We start from the raw sequence: 12,921 nt of genomic DNA on the forward strand, positions 1-12,921 counted from the left end.
TCGGGGTCAGGCTCCGAAGGTGTGGAGGGAGCGGGCGAAGGCCGCGACGAAGGAGTCCCGGACCGGTTCGGGGAGCAGGTCGAGCGAGAGGTAGGGGTTGAGGTCCTCCAGCTCCACCAGCAGCAGTTCGCCCGACGGCGCCCGGCAGGCGTCCACCCGCTGGATGCCGTGGTCCAGAGTGTTCCAGGCGATGAACGCGCGGGCGAAGTCCAGGTCCGCCGCGGTCGGTTCGTAGGGGGTCAGCTCCCAGCGGCGGGCCGGGTCGGGGGCGTACAGGGCGTACTGGAAGGCGTCGTCGACGAAGTAGAAGGACACCTCGTACGCGAAGTCGATGCGCGGCTGGATGAGGATCTCGCCCGCCGGGCCCCGCGGGGTCGCGGTGAAGGTGAGGCCGATGGAGTCGGCGCCCTGCTTGGGCTTGACCGCGTACTCGGCCGCCCGCGGCAGCTCGCCGACGCGGGCGGGGTCGTCGACCGTCGGGATCACGGGGTAGCCGGCGGCCGTCAGGTCGAGGAGGTACTGCTTGCCGGCCATGTCGCCGCGGCCGGTGAGCGGGTTGTAGACGGGCGTCCCGGCGGCGAGCGCGGCGGCCCGGAAGGCGTCGTACGCCTCCTGGTAGTGCAGGACCGGGCCGCTGTTGCGGACGACCACCGCGTCGAAGCCGGACATCAGGGCGCGGGCGTCCCCCGGATGGCACAGGGCCACGTCGAAGTGGGCGCGCAGCCGGGAGGTGAGGAATATGTCCTCGTCGCAGTACCGGCGGCCGCGCGCCGGGTACGCCAGGTCGGTCACGTAGAGCAGAGGCATGACAGCAACCTATCGCGGGCACGGATCAGCGCATGAAATACCTCGTACGGGACAAAATGCTGGCCCTCGGCGACGACTACTGGATCGAGGACGAGGACGGCCGCCACGCCTTCCTCGTCGACGGGAAGGCGCTGCGGGTCAAGGACAAGCTGGAGCTCAAGGACCCGGACGGGCAGATCCTGATCACCCTGCGGGAGAAGCTGTTCTCCTTCCGCGACGCGATGACCCTGGAGCGGGACGGGGAACGGCTCGCGGTGATCCGCAGGAAGCGGTTCTCACTGCTGCGCAACCACTTCCGCGTGACCCTGGTCGAGGGCACGGAGCTGGACGTCAGCGGGCGGATCCTGGACCGGGAGTTCAAGGTCGAGTACGAGGGTGAGCTGCTCGCGCCGGTCTCGCGGCAGTGGTACCGGGTGCGCGAGACCTACGCGGTCGACGTGATCCGGGAGGACGCGGACGCGGCGCTGCTGATCGCGGTGGCGGTGTGCGTGATCCGCATGGCGGAGAAGGAACGGGACGACGGGGCCTGACGGGCCCGGTGCGCCCGCGCCGCCCGCGTCCCGCCGTCGGCCCCGGCTCCGCCCCCGGGCCGGGGCCACAGGCGTCAGTGGGGCAGGCGACGGTCCTTCAGGGCGGGGAACTGGTCGCGGGTCTCCGCGACCTTCGCCGGGTCCAGGTCCACCGTCAGGACGTCCTCGCCCGGCCCCGCCTCCGCCAGGACCTCGCCCCACGGGTCCACCACCAGGCTGTGCCCGGCCTGCTCGACCCCCGCGTGCGTGCCGGCGAGGCCGCAGGCCAGTACGTACGCCTGGTCCTCCACCGCCCGGGCCCGGCTGAGCAGGGTCCAGTGCGAACGGCGGCGGGCCGGCCAGCCCGCCGCGACGACCAGCGTCGTGGCCCCGGCGTCGACCAGGCCGCGGAACAGCTCCGGGAAGCGCAGGTCGTAACAGGTGGCGATGCCGAGGGTCTGCTCCGGCAGGACCACCGTGGTCAGGGAGTCGCCCGGCGCCATGAGCACGGCCTCGCCCTGGTCGAAGCCGAACCGGTGGATCTTGCGGTACGTGGCGGCCAGCTCGCCCGCCGGGGAGATCACCAGGGCGGTGTTGTAGAGCGAGCCGTCGCCCGCCCGTTCCACGACCGAGCCCGCGTGGAGCCATACTCCGGCGTCGCTCGCCGCCTTGGACATGGCCGCGAAGGTCGGGCCGTCCAGCGGCTCGGCCTCGGTCTCGAACTGCTCGTAGGCGAAGGCGCCCACGGTCCACAGTTCGGGCAGCACGACGAGGTCGGAACCCGCCTGCTCCCGTACGAGGTCGGCCACCCGGGACCGCCGGGAAGTCACCGACTCACCGTCGTTCACCGCGATTTGGATCAGCGAGGCGCGCACACTACCACCGTCCTGGCATTCAAGCCGTCAACTCGGGCCTACGATCGTCACACGAAAGCACTGCCGGGGTGCTCACCGGCAGCGTAGTTTTGGAAACCAAGCCCACAGCTTCCAAAAACGCGCCACTGAACAGCACCGCGAGGGGTCCCGTTGACCGTCCATCCCAGCCTTCAGCCCTATGCCGACGCGTGGACGCATTCCATCGAGGCGATATCCGAGCTGGTCCTCCCGCTGCCGGAGCGCGAGTGGAACCGGGCGACGCCGTGCCCCGGCTGGTCGGTCCGTGACGTGGTGTCACACATCATCGGCATCGAATGCGAGCAGCTCGGGGACCCGCGGCCGATCCACACCGTGGCGCGGGACCTGCGGCACGTGGTCGACGAGTTCACCCGGTACATGGAGGTGCAGGTCGACGTACGGCGCCACCACACCGCGCCGGAGATGACCTCGGAGCTGGAGTACACCGTCATCCGGCGCATGCGGCAGCTGCGGAACGAGAAGCGGGATCCGGCCACGATGGTGCGGGGGCCGCTCGGGGAGCAGGTGACGCTGGAGCAGGCGCTGCGGATGCGCGCCTTCGACGTGTGGGTGCACGAGCAGGACCTGCGCCAGGCGCTGGGCGTCCCCGGGAACTGGGACGCGCCGGGCGCGTACGTCGCGCGGGACATGCTCCTGGCCGGGCTGGCGAAGGTCGTCGCGAAGACGGCCGGCGCCCCCGCCAACTCGGCCGTCGTGCTCGACGTGCACGGGCAGCTGGAGTTCATGCGGACGGTACGGGTCGACGCGGCGGGCCGCGGCACGCTGGACAAGGCGCCCTCGCTGGGCCCGGCCGTGACGCTGACCCTGGACTGGGAGACGTACGTACGGCTGGCGGCGGGCCGGGTGCGGGCGCACACGGTCGCCGACCGGGTGAAGGTGGAGGGCGACGCGGAGCTGGCGGACGCGATCCTGACGCGGTTCTCCGTCACCCCGTAGCCGCCCGCGCCGGCTCCGCGGGGGCGGTGCCGGCCGGGACGGGCGCCGGTGCGCGCAGCTCCCGTTCGCGGGCGAGCGCGCGGCCGCGGAGCCGGAGGATCCGGGTGACGCCCAGGGCCTCCAGGGCGAACACGGTCGAGAAGGCGATGCGGTAGTTGTCGCCGGTGGCGTCCAGCAGGACCCCCACGGCCAGCAGGGTGGTCATCGTGGCGATGAAGCCGCCCATGTTCGTGATGCCGGACGCGGTGCCCTGGCGTTCCGCCGGGTTGGCCGGACGCGCGAAGTCGAAGCCGATCATCGAGGCCGGCCCGCAGGTGCCCAGCACCAGGCAGAGCGTGACGAGCAGCCACATCGGGGCCCGGTCGCCGGGGTAGACGAGGACGGCGGCCCACAGCGAGGCGGTCAGCCCGACCGTGCCGAGGGCGAGGGGGAGCCGCGCGGACTGGCGGCGGCCGACGAGTTGCCCGTAAAGCAGCCCGAGCGCCATGTTCGAGGCGACGACGAGCGTCAGCAGCCCGCCCGCGGTGGTCCGCGACAGCCCCTGCGCCTCCACGAGGAACGGCATGCCCCACAGCAGCAGGAACACCATCGCCGGGAACTGCGTGGTGAAGTGCACCCACAGGCCGAGCCGGGTGCCGGGCTCCCGCCAGGACTCGGTGATCTGGCGGCGCACGTACCCCCCGCCGGTCCCCGCGCCCTTCCCCGGCTCCCGGTCGCGTTCGCGCTCCCGCGGCGGCGGCCCGAACCCCTCCGGGTGGTCCCGCAGGAACAGCGTCAGCGGCACCAGGACGACCAGCCCCGCCACCGCGCTGCCCGCGAACGCCGCGACCCAGCCGACGCCGTGCAGCACGGGCGCCAGCACCAGCGTGGAGACCAGGTTGCCCGCCATGCCGACGAGCCCGGCGAGCTGCGCCATCAGCGGCGCCCTCCGGGCCGGGAACCAGCGGGTGCCCAGCCGCAGCACGGAGATGAAGGTCATGGCGTCGCCACAGCCCAGCAGGGCACGGGCGGCGAGGGCCATCCCGTACGACGGGGACAGCGCGAAGCCGAGCTGCCCGGCGGTGAACAGGACGGCGCCCAGCGTCAGCACCTTCTTGGTGCCGAGCCGGTCCACCATCAGGCCGACGGGTATCTGCATGCCCGCGTAGACCAGCAGCTGGAGGAGGGAGAAGGCGGACAGCGCCGAGGCGTTGACGTGGAAGCGGTCGGCGGCGTCGAGTCCGGCCACGCCCAGGCTGGTACGGAAGATCACCGCAACGAAGTACACGGCGACGCCGATGGACCAGACGGCGACGGCCCGGCGCCCGCCCGGGGGGTCCTTCACGACCGGCACGGGGCGCATCGCCCCGGGGCTCACCGGTCCGGCGCTCACCGGCCCGGGGCTCATCGGTCCGGCGCTCATCGGCCCGGCCCCCGCACCAGGGCTTCGACGCGGCCGATGTGCCCGCGGACGGCCGCGGCGGCCGTGTCCGCGTCCCCGGACCGCAGCGCGTCGAGGATCTCGGCGTGCTCGGCCAGGGTGCGTTCCACCCGTTCGGGGTGGGCGTGCAGCAGGGCCACGCCCATCCGCAGCTGCCGGTCGCGGAGCTGGTCGTAGAGGCGGCACAGGATCTGGTTGCCGGCGCTGCGCACGATCTCGGCGTGGAAGCCCCGGTCGGCGGCCATCAGCGCGGGGAGGTCCCCCGAGGCGGCGTGCCGGCGGTGCTCCTCCAACAGCGCGGCGAGGCGGTCCAGCAGCCCGGGGGGCGCGGGCACGGCCCGGCGTACGGTGAACTCCTCGACCAGCAGCCGGGTTTCGAGCACGTCGGTGATCTCCTGCACGGAGACCGGCAGGACCAGGGCGCCCTTCTTCGGGTACAGCTTCAGCAGCCCCTCGGTCTCCAGACGCAGCAGCGCCTCGCGGACCGGCGTGCGGGACACCCCCACGGCGTCGGCGAGTTCGCCCTCGGTAAGGAGGGTGCCGCCCTCGTAGTGCCGGTCGAGCACGCCTTCCTTGACGTGCCGGTAGACACGGTCGGCGGCGGTGAGGGTACTGCTGGCGGCTGGCATGCGCACAGCATAGATACAACAGGGGTGCAAGCCGGAGCCCGGTCCAGGATGTGGACCGGGCCTTCCTCCGCCCGCACGACGTGCGGGCCCGCTCCCGCGGGACGCCGGACTCATGGCCGGCATCCCGCTCACCCCCGTTTCCCCGGCTGCTCAGCGGCCGGCGCTGACCTCCACGTCCAGCACGAACTCGTCGTACGGGGCCTCCTGCGGGTACGCCGGCCGCACCTGCGCGAAGCGGACGCGGGCCCGGCCCCCGGGCGGGCGGCCCCGTACGACGTACGACCGCTCCACCGCGGCGCCGGGGGCGGGCGGCGCGGGGGCGGGCTCCGAGGCCGGGGCGGGCGCGCCCTCCGTGACCGTCACCGTGTCGGCGTCGCCCGTGACCTGCCAGGTCCACACGTACCCGCGCGCCCCGCGCCCGGTGAGCCGCAGCTCGTACGCCTCTCCGGGGCCCAGCACGATGCTCCGTACCTCCACCGGGCTCCTTCCCGCGCCTCGCGCCTCAGACGGGGCCGATGACGGCCCCCTCGTGCCACCCCGCGCCGTCCCGCCAGTAGTGCTGGAGCAGGCGGTCGGTGCGCAGGGCGACGACTTCCAGGTTGAACCCGAAACTGCCCTGGAGCATCCCGGTGACCGCGAGCACGTCGTGCCCGAAGACCGCGCCGCGGCTCCAGGCCGAGCCGGAGGCGTTGCCGCGCCACCAGTGCTCCACCCGCCCGCCGGCGACGGCCACGCACAGCTCGTAGTTCCCGGCGGTGTCCTCGTCGGCGGCCCCGTACTGTCCCTCGATCAGGCAGGGCGCCGACACGGCCTCGGCTCCGAAGACCTCCCCGGGCCGCCAGGCGAAGCCGTTGGCGTCGTCGCGCCACCACAGCTGCATCCGGCCGTCGGTCCGGGCGGCGACCAGGTCCAGGCGCCGGGAGCGGGTCTGGACCAGGGCGGGGCCGTGGTGGGCGATGCCGGAGGCGAAGCGGCCGCCGTCGTGCCACGACCAGGGGGCGCCGTTGAGCCGCCACCAGTGGTTCAGCCGGCCGTCGGCGGTGCGGACCACGGCCTCGAAGTTGCCCGGCTTGCCGTAGTCGCTCTGGATGAACGCGGGGGTGGCGCCGAGCGCCGCGTCCCCCGGCCCGAAGGCGCCGCCGTCGCGCCAGACGCGGGCGGACTGCTCGAAGTACCAGTGACGCAGCCGCCCGCCCGTGGTGACGTGCAGGGACTCCATGTTGCGGTTGTAGGTGCTGCCGGTGAAGGCGGGCTGCCCGGAGGCGTCGTGCGCGAAGACCTCGGCGCGGGTCCAGGCGAACGGCGCGTCGCCCTCGCGCCACCAGTGCTGGAGACGGCCGCCGGCCGTGGTGGCGAGGAGCTCGAAGTTGCGGTGGGCGCGGCCGTTGCCGCTCTCGTAGACGTTGCCGGCGTGCAGGCGGCGCTTGCTCCACGGGTCGGTGTTGGTGCCGCGCAGGCCGCACTTGGCCCAGTGGTCGATGCTGACCTCGCCGTAGGCGATCCGGCCGTAGCCGCCGACGTGGTAGCCCGTGCCCCACGAGTTCTTGAACAGCCAGCAGCCGGCCGCGTCGTCGTAGCCGACGATCAGCACGCAGTGCCCGCCCGCGTACGGCCCGGCCGCGTGGTGGTAGACGCCGGAGCCGAGGGCGAAGAAGTCGTCGTACACGTCGAGGCAGGCCGTCAGCGGGCCCACCGTGTCCAGCCAGACCTTCTGCTGCTCCACGTCGCCGAGCCGGACGTAGTCGGTGATCCGTACGGTCCTTCCCGACCGGTCCCAGCTCGGCGTGTACTCGGCCCGCCAGGCGTCGCGGCGGGCGGCGGGCAGGCCCGGGGGCGGGGTGCTGTACGGCCAGCAGTCCGGGTCGGCGAGACCGCCGTTGGCCTTGACCCAGTCCAGGGCCGTTTCCGGGTTGCCGCCCTGCCCGCAGGTGCACTTGAGCCCGTCGTGCACGTCCCCTTCGGAGCGCTCGGCCCAGACGCAGTGCTCGATCCGGGCCATCGACTCCACCAGCCCGGCCGCGCCGAAGGCCCAGCAGGAGCCGCAGGGGTTCTGGTCCTTCACCTTGGTGATCCAGGGCCATCCCCAGCGGCCCCGCCAGTCCACGGCCGCGGGCCGGGCCGCCACGGCCGCCGCACCGGGCAGCAGGCCGTGCGCGGCGCGCCGCCGGGTGAGGTGCGGATTGCCGCTCTCCCGGCCGACGAGCGCGCGCAGGTCGACCGTGCCCGCGTCCTCGGCGGTGGTCAGGTTCGTCCCGGGCTCCAGGCCGAGCGCGGGCCGCGGCAGCGGCTCCGCGTCGGCCAGGTGCTCCAGGACCGACCACCGCGCCCCGTCGGCCACGAGCCGCGCCCGCAGCTCCCCCACCGTCCGCACGGACTCCTCCGGCATAGCGGCCCCCCAGCTGCAACCGTTTGATGCGAGACACGGGAGCGTCCCTCCCCCGGAGGGGGGCGTCAAGGGGGTCCGCACGGTCGCGCGGAGGCACGGGGGGCGTGCCGTTCCGGCTCCGCCGGGGAGGGCGGACGGCCGGCCTCCGCCGGGCGGCGGGCGAGCGGGCGGGCGGGCGGGCGGGCGGGCGGGCGGGCGGGCGGGCGGCTCAGTCCCCGCCCCCACCGCCCCCGCAGGAGGGGGCGGGCTGGTCGCCGTGTTCGGCACGGTCGGCCCGGTCGGCCCGGTCCATGCCCCGGTCCAGGGTGCGGCCGATGCGGTCCAGGGCGCGGCCGATCATGCCGGTGTCCAGCGGGGCGTGCCGGGTGGAGCGCCGCCGCTTCCGCGGTACCGGCCAGCCCTCGAACACGTACGCCGGCCACTGCCCGTCCGCCCGCGCCGCCGCGAGCACCCGCCGCCCGGCCGCCGTGGGGCGCCGCCGGCCCAGCAGCCCGGCCTCGGCCAGCACCCGCCGGACCCCGGCGGCTTCCGGCCCGGCGGCGACGGCGGCCAGCACGGCGGCCAGGGCCTTCCCGCGCGGGCACAGCCGCAGCACCGCCCGCTCGACGGGGTGGGCGCCATCCCCCGGGTCCCGCCCGGCCCGCACCCGGGGCCCGGTCACGGTGACGGCGCCCACCTCGCGCAACTCCAGCACCGCCACCTCGGCCACCCGGCGCGGTCCCCCCGCGAGATGGGCCGTCTCGTATATGTCCACACCGGGTTGATGTCCGCCGCCCGGCCCGGCCGAACCGCGCGGCCCCGCGTTCAGAGGAGAACCTGAGGTTCCGTCAGGCGGCGGCCAGCGCCTCGCGGATCCGGCCGAGCGACGGGTTGACCATCGCCGGCCCGTTCCCGACGACCACCGTCGGCACGGTCTCGTTCCCGTCGGCCACGCTCCGCACGAACGCCGCCGCGTCCGGGTCCCGCCAGATGTTGACCTTCCGGTACGGGATCCGCGCGAGCCGGAGCCGCGCGCGCAGCCTGACGCAGTACGGGCACCCGGGCCGCCAGTACAGGGTGACCGGCGTCACCGCACGGCCGCCGCGAACGCCGCCCACGCGGTGTCGGTGACCCGGACGACCGGCCCGCCCACCCGCGTGCTGTCCCGCACCCCGACGGTCCCGGCCACGTTGGTGGCCACCTCCACGCACTCGGAGTCGGCCTTGTCGCCGCTGTAACTGGACTTTGTGAACTCGAACTGGCCCACGGGCTAAATACCTTTACTGATGGCGTCGATCAGGTTCACGGAGTCGTGCGGCGAGAGACTCAGACGGGACACGCGGGCGAAAGCCTGACTGAACGCCACGTTGCTCTCCGACCCCTCCACCCACACCTTAGCCGCGAGGGTCTCGACGTAGGCCACGTCCAACGCCCCAGGATCCGCGAACGAGACGATGTTGAAAGCGCCCGAGGAACCGTGGTCCGCACCCGCCCGGAAGGGCAGTACCTGTACGTGCACATGGGGCAGCCTGGCCATCTCGGCCAGGTGGTCGAGCTGCCCGCGCATCACCTCGGGGCTGCCGATCTGCTGGCGCAGCGCCGCCTCCCACACCACCGCGTGGAACTCCAGCGGATCGTCGCCCCACAGCCGCGACTGCCGCTTGATCCTCGATGTCACCAGCACCTCGATCTCATCGGGGTGCGACCACTCGGACTTGACGCCCAACGCCCTGATGTACTCGGGGGTTTGCAGCAGGCCGGGAACAAGGGCGAGCTGCCACGTGCGGATGCGCGTGGCGACCTCCTCCATCGCGATGTACTCGCCCAGGTTGCCGACCAAGTGCAGCTGTTGCCACCAGCCCTTGACCTTGCGGCGTTCCCGGTCCAACCGGGCCAGGTCGAGCAACCCGGCCACGAACCGGACATCCGTCACGCCGTAGAACTCGCAGAGCACACGGATGTCCGGGTCCCGCATCGGCACCCAGCCGCTCTCCATCTTCACGATCTTCGTCGCCGTGGCGCTGATCGCCTGGGCCGCCTGAGACTGGGTCCGGTCCGCCGCCGTGCGCAACTTGTGCAGTTCGCCGCCCAGTCGGCGCCCCAGCACCGTTGACGCCCGGTTTCCCTGACCTTCACGTGTTCCACGGTTCACCGGCCCAGTCTCCCGTCCGCACGACCCGGAGTCGACCTCCTCCGTAACTCGTCCGGGGAATATATTCCCCGGACTTCTTGCCCCTGGAGTCGATGGCCCCCTACCGTCAGTGACGAACCACTCACCGCACAGCGTCAGTTGGCGGAAGGCACCGGCATGCCCCTGGGGCGCCGGCAGAGCCACCGCCCGCACAGGAGGTGCCACGGACCATGGAGCCCACGCCCGCCCGGTACGACGTACGGAACTATCCGCCCCGGCAGGACTCCATCCCAGCGGCACGGCGGTGGGCCGCTTGGCTGGCGGTGGCGTGGGGGCAGCCCGGGATCGCCGGGGACGTGGCGCTGCTGACGAGCGAGCTGGCCACCAACGCCCTGCTGCACGGCTCGCTCCGGGACCGGCACCTCCGCGTCGAGCTGAGCCTCCACAGAGCGGTGCTCCGCATCGCGGTCACCGATCCGAAAGGCGAGCGCCGCCCCGAACCGCGACGGGCCGCCGACGACGAGCAGTACGGCCGGGGGCTCCACATCGTGAGCGCCCTGTCCGCGCGCTGGGGCGCCTCGGACCGGGTCGTCGGCAAGACGGTGTGGGCCGAACTGGGCCTCGAACCGGGCGCACGGAGCCCCGGCACCCCCGGCACCCCGTAGCCGCCGCCAGGCTCACGGCAGCCGGGGCCGGACCGCCTCCCAGGCGTCGACGGCGCCGGCCAGCGGATCGCAGTCCGCGAGGTGCGGGCGGGCCACGGCCAGCCAGGGGAGCAAGTTCTTGATGCGGCGCAGGTGCAGGATCCGCGCGCGCGGCAGGTCCCGCCAGGCACGGGCCTCCGCGGCCGCCGCCCCCGGGGTGAGGTCGATCAGCGCGAGCAGCTCCCGGCACAGGGCCGCCGGGTCGCCGCCCGGACCGGGGCCGAACTCCCGGATCAGGTAGCCCCGTACGGCCGCCCGCTCGGCCCCCCGGGCCAGCGCGTCGGCGCCCTCGGCCCGCGCACGGCGCTCGGCGGCCGCCAGGGCCACCCGGCCCCAGCGCAACCGGATCCCGTCCGGCACCCGCTCGTCCCGCATCCGGCCCACGGCCAGGGTGTGCAGGGGCCCGGGCCGGGGCTCGTCGCCCAGCGGCGGACCCGTCGCCAGCCACTCTTCCAGCACCTCCAGCGCGTGCCCGTCCGGCGGCACCGCCGTCAGCACCTGTCCGCGGCTGAGCAGCGCCACCACGGCGCCCGTGAGGTGGACGCGCGCGATGTGGCCGGCGTCGAAGGAGCCGACGGTCCGCCCGTACCGCTCTATGCGGCGCAGCCCGAGCCGCAGCTCGCCCGCCGCGTACACCTGCCCGGCGCGCGCCACCCCGCCCACGCACCGGACCACGCACACGCCGCCCGTGACGTCGGCCTCCTCAACGGAGTACACCTGCAATTCGGCTATCGGCACGCCGGGAGGGTACCGCCTCGGGGTACGCGCATTCGACGGCCGGCCGGGGCGGGCGCTCACCACCTCAGCGCCTCAGCGCCGCCTCAGCGCCTCACCGGGCCGGGTCCTCCAGGACGAGGCGGATCTCCGTCACCTCGTACCCGGCCCGGTCGAAGGCCGCGGCCATCGGGACGTTGACGGTGTCCGTGGTCGCGGTGACGCGGTCGGCGCCCGCGGCCGCGTGGAAGCGGGTGATCTCGGCGAGGACCTCGTCGATCAGGCCGTTGCCGCGCTGCTCCGGTACGACACCCAGATAGCCGACGTTCCGGTGGTACGGGGTCGCTGACGGGACCGCCAGGCCCGCGAGGGTGCCGTCGGGCAGGTGCGCCAGCCGCCACCAGGAACGCTCGCCCGGGCAGTCGAGGTAGAACGCGATGTCCTCGCGGGCCAGTTGCGCGGCGTCCATGACGAGCAGCTCGTCGCGGGTGGCCTGGTCCAGGCTGCCCGCGGCGAGCCGCGTGAAGACGTCCAGGAACTCCTCGTCGGTGCCGTCGCGGAACACGAGCCGCCCGGTCGGCGGGGCGATGCCGGCCGCCGGGGTCCACTCGTAGCGCAGCCGCTCGATCTCCCGCGTCAGCCCGGTGGCCCGCGCGGCCCGGCGGCGCCAGGCGACGGCCTCGGCGATGGCCGGGTCGGCCCGCCAGCCGCGCGGCAGCGAGACGTTGTAGCCGGGGCGGGCGCCGAAGGCGGTGTGCCCGGCCTCCAGCAGTCCGGCGGCCACGGCGGCCGGGTCGGGGACGCCGGCCAGGACCTGGAGGCAGTCGAGCGCGACCGGACGCTCGCTGTCGGCGCGGCCCCACCACAGGGCCCGGCCGAGGACCCGGCCGTCCGCGTCCTCGGCGAGCCAGGTCCACTCGGGGCGCATCCGGTGCGCGGCGAACTCCTCCCGGACCTTCTCGGCGGTCAGCGCGGGAACGGGACCGCCGGCCGGCCAGGCCGTGGCGCGGTCCAGGTCTGCGGGGCGGGCGGGGTCTGCGGGGTCTGCCTCGGCGGCGCGGAAGAGCATCCCGCGATGATCACACGGGACGTTCCCGCAGGCCAGGGGTTTGCCGTGCCCCGCCGGGGGCCCGCATGAGCCACCGCCGGGCGTCTTACAGCGACCCCCGCAGATAAACCCTGGTGTGCGCGACCCGCGATGCCTCGGCGGAGAAGGAGATCTCCCGCCTGCCGCCGGTCACGGCCACCTCCAGGCGGTCCGGGGCGGCCGCGGTGATCCGGACGCCGCGCTCCGGCTCCGCGACGATGCCCGCCATGCGCAGGCCGCTCACGCCGGTGAACTCCACCCAGAAGCGCAGGGTGTTGTACGGCCCGGCCGCCCACTGCGGCTCCGGGTGCGGGGGCAGCCGTGCGGTTTCGAAGCCGAAGGTCACCGACGATCCGCGCTCGTCGACGTGGACGTGGAAGAAGTCGCAGGTGTCGAGGGAAGGCAGCGGTTCGGTGCCGTACAGGGCGCGGAGTTCCGGCAGTTCGCCCGGACCGGTCATCTCACACCCGCTCGTAGAAGGTGTGGGCGTACACGGGCGGCACCGTCGTGTAGAGCCTGCTGTCCAGTCGCCCGGCGAAGTGGTGCGGGCCGCCGTCGCCGCCGTCGGCGTCCCGCGTGAAGACGCTGAACCGGCCCGCCTTGAGCGAGGCGTTCGCCGTGAAGGTGCCCTTCGCGTTCACGACCTGGTCGGTCCAGTTCATGACAGTCATGATCCTCCGTGCCGGAAGGCTCCCGCGCGGCCCG

General features: G+C 74.0%; 17 protein-coding genes. 3 read left to right on the forward strand and 14 right to left on the reverse strand.

Annotated features, from left to right (window positions below; all coding sequences use genetic code 11):
* Nucleotides 1-6 precede the first annotated feature (6 nt).
* Complete coding sequence (locus ABT106_RS08105; RefSeq protein WP_351273997.1) at nt 7-807, reverse strand: ATP-grasp domain-containing protein; 801 nt, start codon at nt 805-807, stop codon at nt 7-9.
* Nucleotides 808-839: 32 nt separating this feature from the next.
* Between ABT106_RS08105 and ABT106_RS08110 the strand changes: the two genes are divergently transcribed.
* Nucleotides 840-1,337 carry an LURP-one-related/scramblase family protein gene (locus tag ABT106_RS08110; protein WP_351274000.1) on the forward strand — a complete coding sequence of 166 codons (498 nt, stop codon included), beginning with the start codon at nt 840-842 and terminating at the stop codon, nt 1,335-1,337.
* Between the two features lie 74 nt (nt 1,338-1,411).
* Here ABT106_RS08110 and ABT106_RS08115 read toward each other — a convergent pair whose 3' ends face one another.
* Nucleotides 1,412-2,191, reverse strand: coding sequence for a carbon-nitrogen family hydrolase (locus ABT106_RS08115; RefSeq protein WP_351274002.1), 780 nt, complete (start codon nt 2,189-2,191; stop codon nt 1,412-1,414).
* Nucleotides 2,192-2,341: 150 nt separating this feature from the next.
* Here ABT106_RS08115 and ABT106_RS08120 point away from each other — a divergent pair, with 150 nt between their 5' ends.
* The gene (locus tag ABT106_RS08120; protein ID WP_351274005.1) at nt 2,342-3,166 is read left to right on the forward strand and encodes a maleylpyruvate isomerase family mycothiol-dependent enzyme; all 825 of its coding nucleotides are present in this window, start codon (nt 2,342-2,344) and stop codon (nt 3,164-3,166) included.
* Here the strand turns inward: ABT106_RS08120 and ABT106_RS08125 are convergent.
* The 8 genes from ABT106_RS08125 to ABT106_RS08160 all read right to left on the reverse strand — a co-directional run bounded on the left by ABT106_RS08125 (nt 3,156) and on the right by ABT106_RS08160 (nt 9,732).
* The gene (locus ABT106_RS08125; protein ID WP_351274077.1) at nt 3,156-4,508 is read right to left on the reverse strand and encodes an MFS transporter; all 1,353 of its coding nucleotides are present in this window, start codon (nt 4,506-4,508) and stop codon (nt 3,156-3,158) included. The two genes, ABT106_RS08120 and ABT106_RS08125, sit on opposite strands and share 11 nt — an antisense overlap.
* 56 nt (nt 4,509-4,564) lie before the next feature.
* Entirely contained in the window at nt 4,565-5,215 is a 651-nt protein-coding gene (locus ABT106_RS08130; RefSeq protein WP_351274008.1) for a GntR family transcriptional regulator, read from the reverse strand.
* Nucleotides 5,216-5,365: 150 nt separating this feature from the next.
* Nucleotides 5,366-5,692 (reverse strand): protease inhibitor I42 family protein, encoded by a 327-nt coding sequence (locus tag ABT106_RS08135; RefSeq protein ID WP_351274011.1) that lies wholly within the window; start codon nt 5,690-5,692, stop codon nt 5,366-5,368.
* Nucleotides 5,693-5,717: 25 nt separating this feature from the next.
* Nucleotides 5,718-7,601: a C1 family peptidase gene (locus tag ABT106_RS08140; RefSeq protein ID WP_351274014.1), complete on the reverse strand. Its 1,884-nt coding sequence runs from the start codon at nt 7,599-7,601 to the stop codon at nt 5,718-5,720.
* A gap of 208 nt (nt 7,602-7,809) precedes the next feature.
* Nucleotides 7,810-8,409: a TIGR04222 domain-containing membrane protein gene (locus ABT106_RS08145; RefSeq protein ID WP_351274080.1), complete on the reverse strand. Its 600-nt coding sequence runs from the start codon at nt 8,407-8,409 to the stop codon at nt 7,810-7,812.
* Between the two features lie 19 nt (nt 8,410-8,428).
* A complete protein-coding gene (locus ABT106_RS08150; RefSeq protein ID WP_351274017.1) occupies nt 8,429-8,671 on the reverse strand; it encodes a glutaredoxin domain-containing protein in 243 nt (80 codons plus the stop codon).
* On the reverse strand, nt 8,668-8,847 hold the full coding sequence (locus ABT106_RS08155) for a DUF397 domain-containing protein (protein ID WP_351274020.1): 180 nt from the start codon (nt 8,845-8,847) through the stop codon (nt 8,668-8,670). Before ABT106_RS08155 ends, ABT106_RS08150 begins: the two co-directional genes overlap by 4 nt.
* Nucleotides 8,848-8,850: 3 nt before the next feature.
* On the reverse strand, nt 8,851-9,732 hold the full coding sequence (locus ABT106_RS08160; RefSeq protein ID WP_351274023.1) for a helix-turn-helix domain-containing protein: 882 nt from the start codon (nt 9,730-9,732) through the stop codon (nt 8,851-8,853).
* A gap of 209 nt (nt 9,733-9,941) precedes the next feature.
* On the opposite strand from ABT106_RS08160, the gene ABT106_RS08165 reads away from it, so the two are divergent.
* Nucleotides 9,942-10,376, forward strand: a complete 435-nt coding sequence (locus ABT106_RS08165) for an ATP-binding protein (protein ID WP_351274026.1) — start codon at nt 9,942-9,944, stop codon at nt 10,374-10,376.
* 12 nt (nt 10,377-10,388) lie between these two features.
* Here ABT106_RS08165 and ABT106_RS08170 read toward each other — a convergent pair whose 3' ends face one another.
* From ABT106_RS08170 to ABT106_RS08185, 4 genes are all read right to left on the reverse strand, one after another.
* Nucleotides 10,389-11,153, reverse strand: coding sequence for a hypothetical protein (locus ABT106_RS08170; RefSeq protein WP_351274028.1), 765 nt, complete (start codon nt 11,151-11,153; stop codon nt 10,389-10,391).
* A 91-nt stretch (nt 11,154-11,244) separates the two neighbouring features.
* Nucleotides 11,245-12,198 (reverse strand): GNAT family N-acetyltransferase, encoded by a 954-nt coding sequence (locus tag ABT106_RS08175; protein WP_351274031.1) that lies wholly within the window; start codon nt 12,196-12,198, stop codon nt 11,245-11,247.
* A gap of 85 nt (nt 12,199-12,283) precedes the next feature.
* A complete protein-coding gene (locus ABT106_RS08180) occupies nt 12,284-12,676 on the reverse strand; it encodes an Imm50 family immunity protein (RefSeq protein ID WP_351274034.1) in 393 nt (130 codons plus the stop codon).
* A 1-nt stretch (nt 12,677) separates the two neighbouring features.
* The gene (locus tag ABT106_RS08185) at nt 12,678-12,878 is read right to left on the reverse strand and encodes a hypothetical protein (protein WP_351274036.1); all 201 of its coding nucleotides are present in this window, start codon (nt 12,876-12,878) and stop codon (nt 12,678-12,680) included.
* Nucleotides 12,879-12,921 lie beyond the last annotated feature (43 nt).

The sequence above is a fragment of the Streptomyces sp. NPDC002044 genome, from assembly GCF_040296725.1.
Classification (GTDB): Bacteria; Actinomycetota; Actinomycetes; order Streptomycetales; family Streptomycetaceae; genus Streptomyces; species Streptomyces antarcticus.

Excerpts from the sequence above, each read along its gene's own strand:
- ABT106_RS08125 (WP_351274077.1), bottom strand. The coding sequence starts at position 4,508 with ATGCGCCCCGTGCCGGTCGTGAAGGACCCCCCGGGCGGGCGCCGGGCC.
- ABT106_RS08175 (WP_351274031.1), bottom strand. The coding sequence starts at position 12,198 with ATGCTCTTCCGCGCCGCCGAGGCAGACCCCGCAGACCCCGCCCGCCCC.
- ABT106_RS08110 (WP_351274000.1), top strand. The coding sequence starts at position 840 with ATGAAATACCTCGTACGGGACAAAATGCTGGCCCTCGGCGACGACTAC.
- ABT106_RS08140 (WP_351274014.1), bottom strand. The coding sequence starts at position 7,601 with ATGCCGGAGGAGTCCGTGCGGACGGTGGGGGAGCTGCGGGCGCGGCTC.
- ABT106_RS08130 (WP_351274008.1), bottom strand. The coding sequence starts at position 5,215 with ATGCCAGCCGCCAGCAGTACCCTCACCGCCGCCGACCGTGTCTACCGG.
- ABT106_RS08165 (WP_351274026.1), top strand. The coding sequence starts at position 9,942 with ATGGAGCCCACGCCCGCCCGGTACGACGTACGGAACTATCCGCCCCGG.
- ABT106_RS08185 (WP_351274036.1), bottom strand. The coding sequence starts at position 12,878 with ATGAACTGGACCGACCAGGTCGTGAACGCGAAGGGCACCTTCACGGCG.
- ABT106_RS08180 (WP_351274034.1), bottom strand. The coding sequence starts at position 12,676 with ATGACCGGTCCGGGCGAACTGCCGGAACTCCGCGCCCTGTACGGCACC.
- ABT106_RS08105 (WP_351273997.1), bottom strand. The coding sequence starts at position 807 with ATGCCTCTGCTCTACGTGACCGACCTGGCGTACCCGGCGCGCGGCCGC.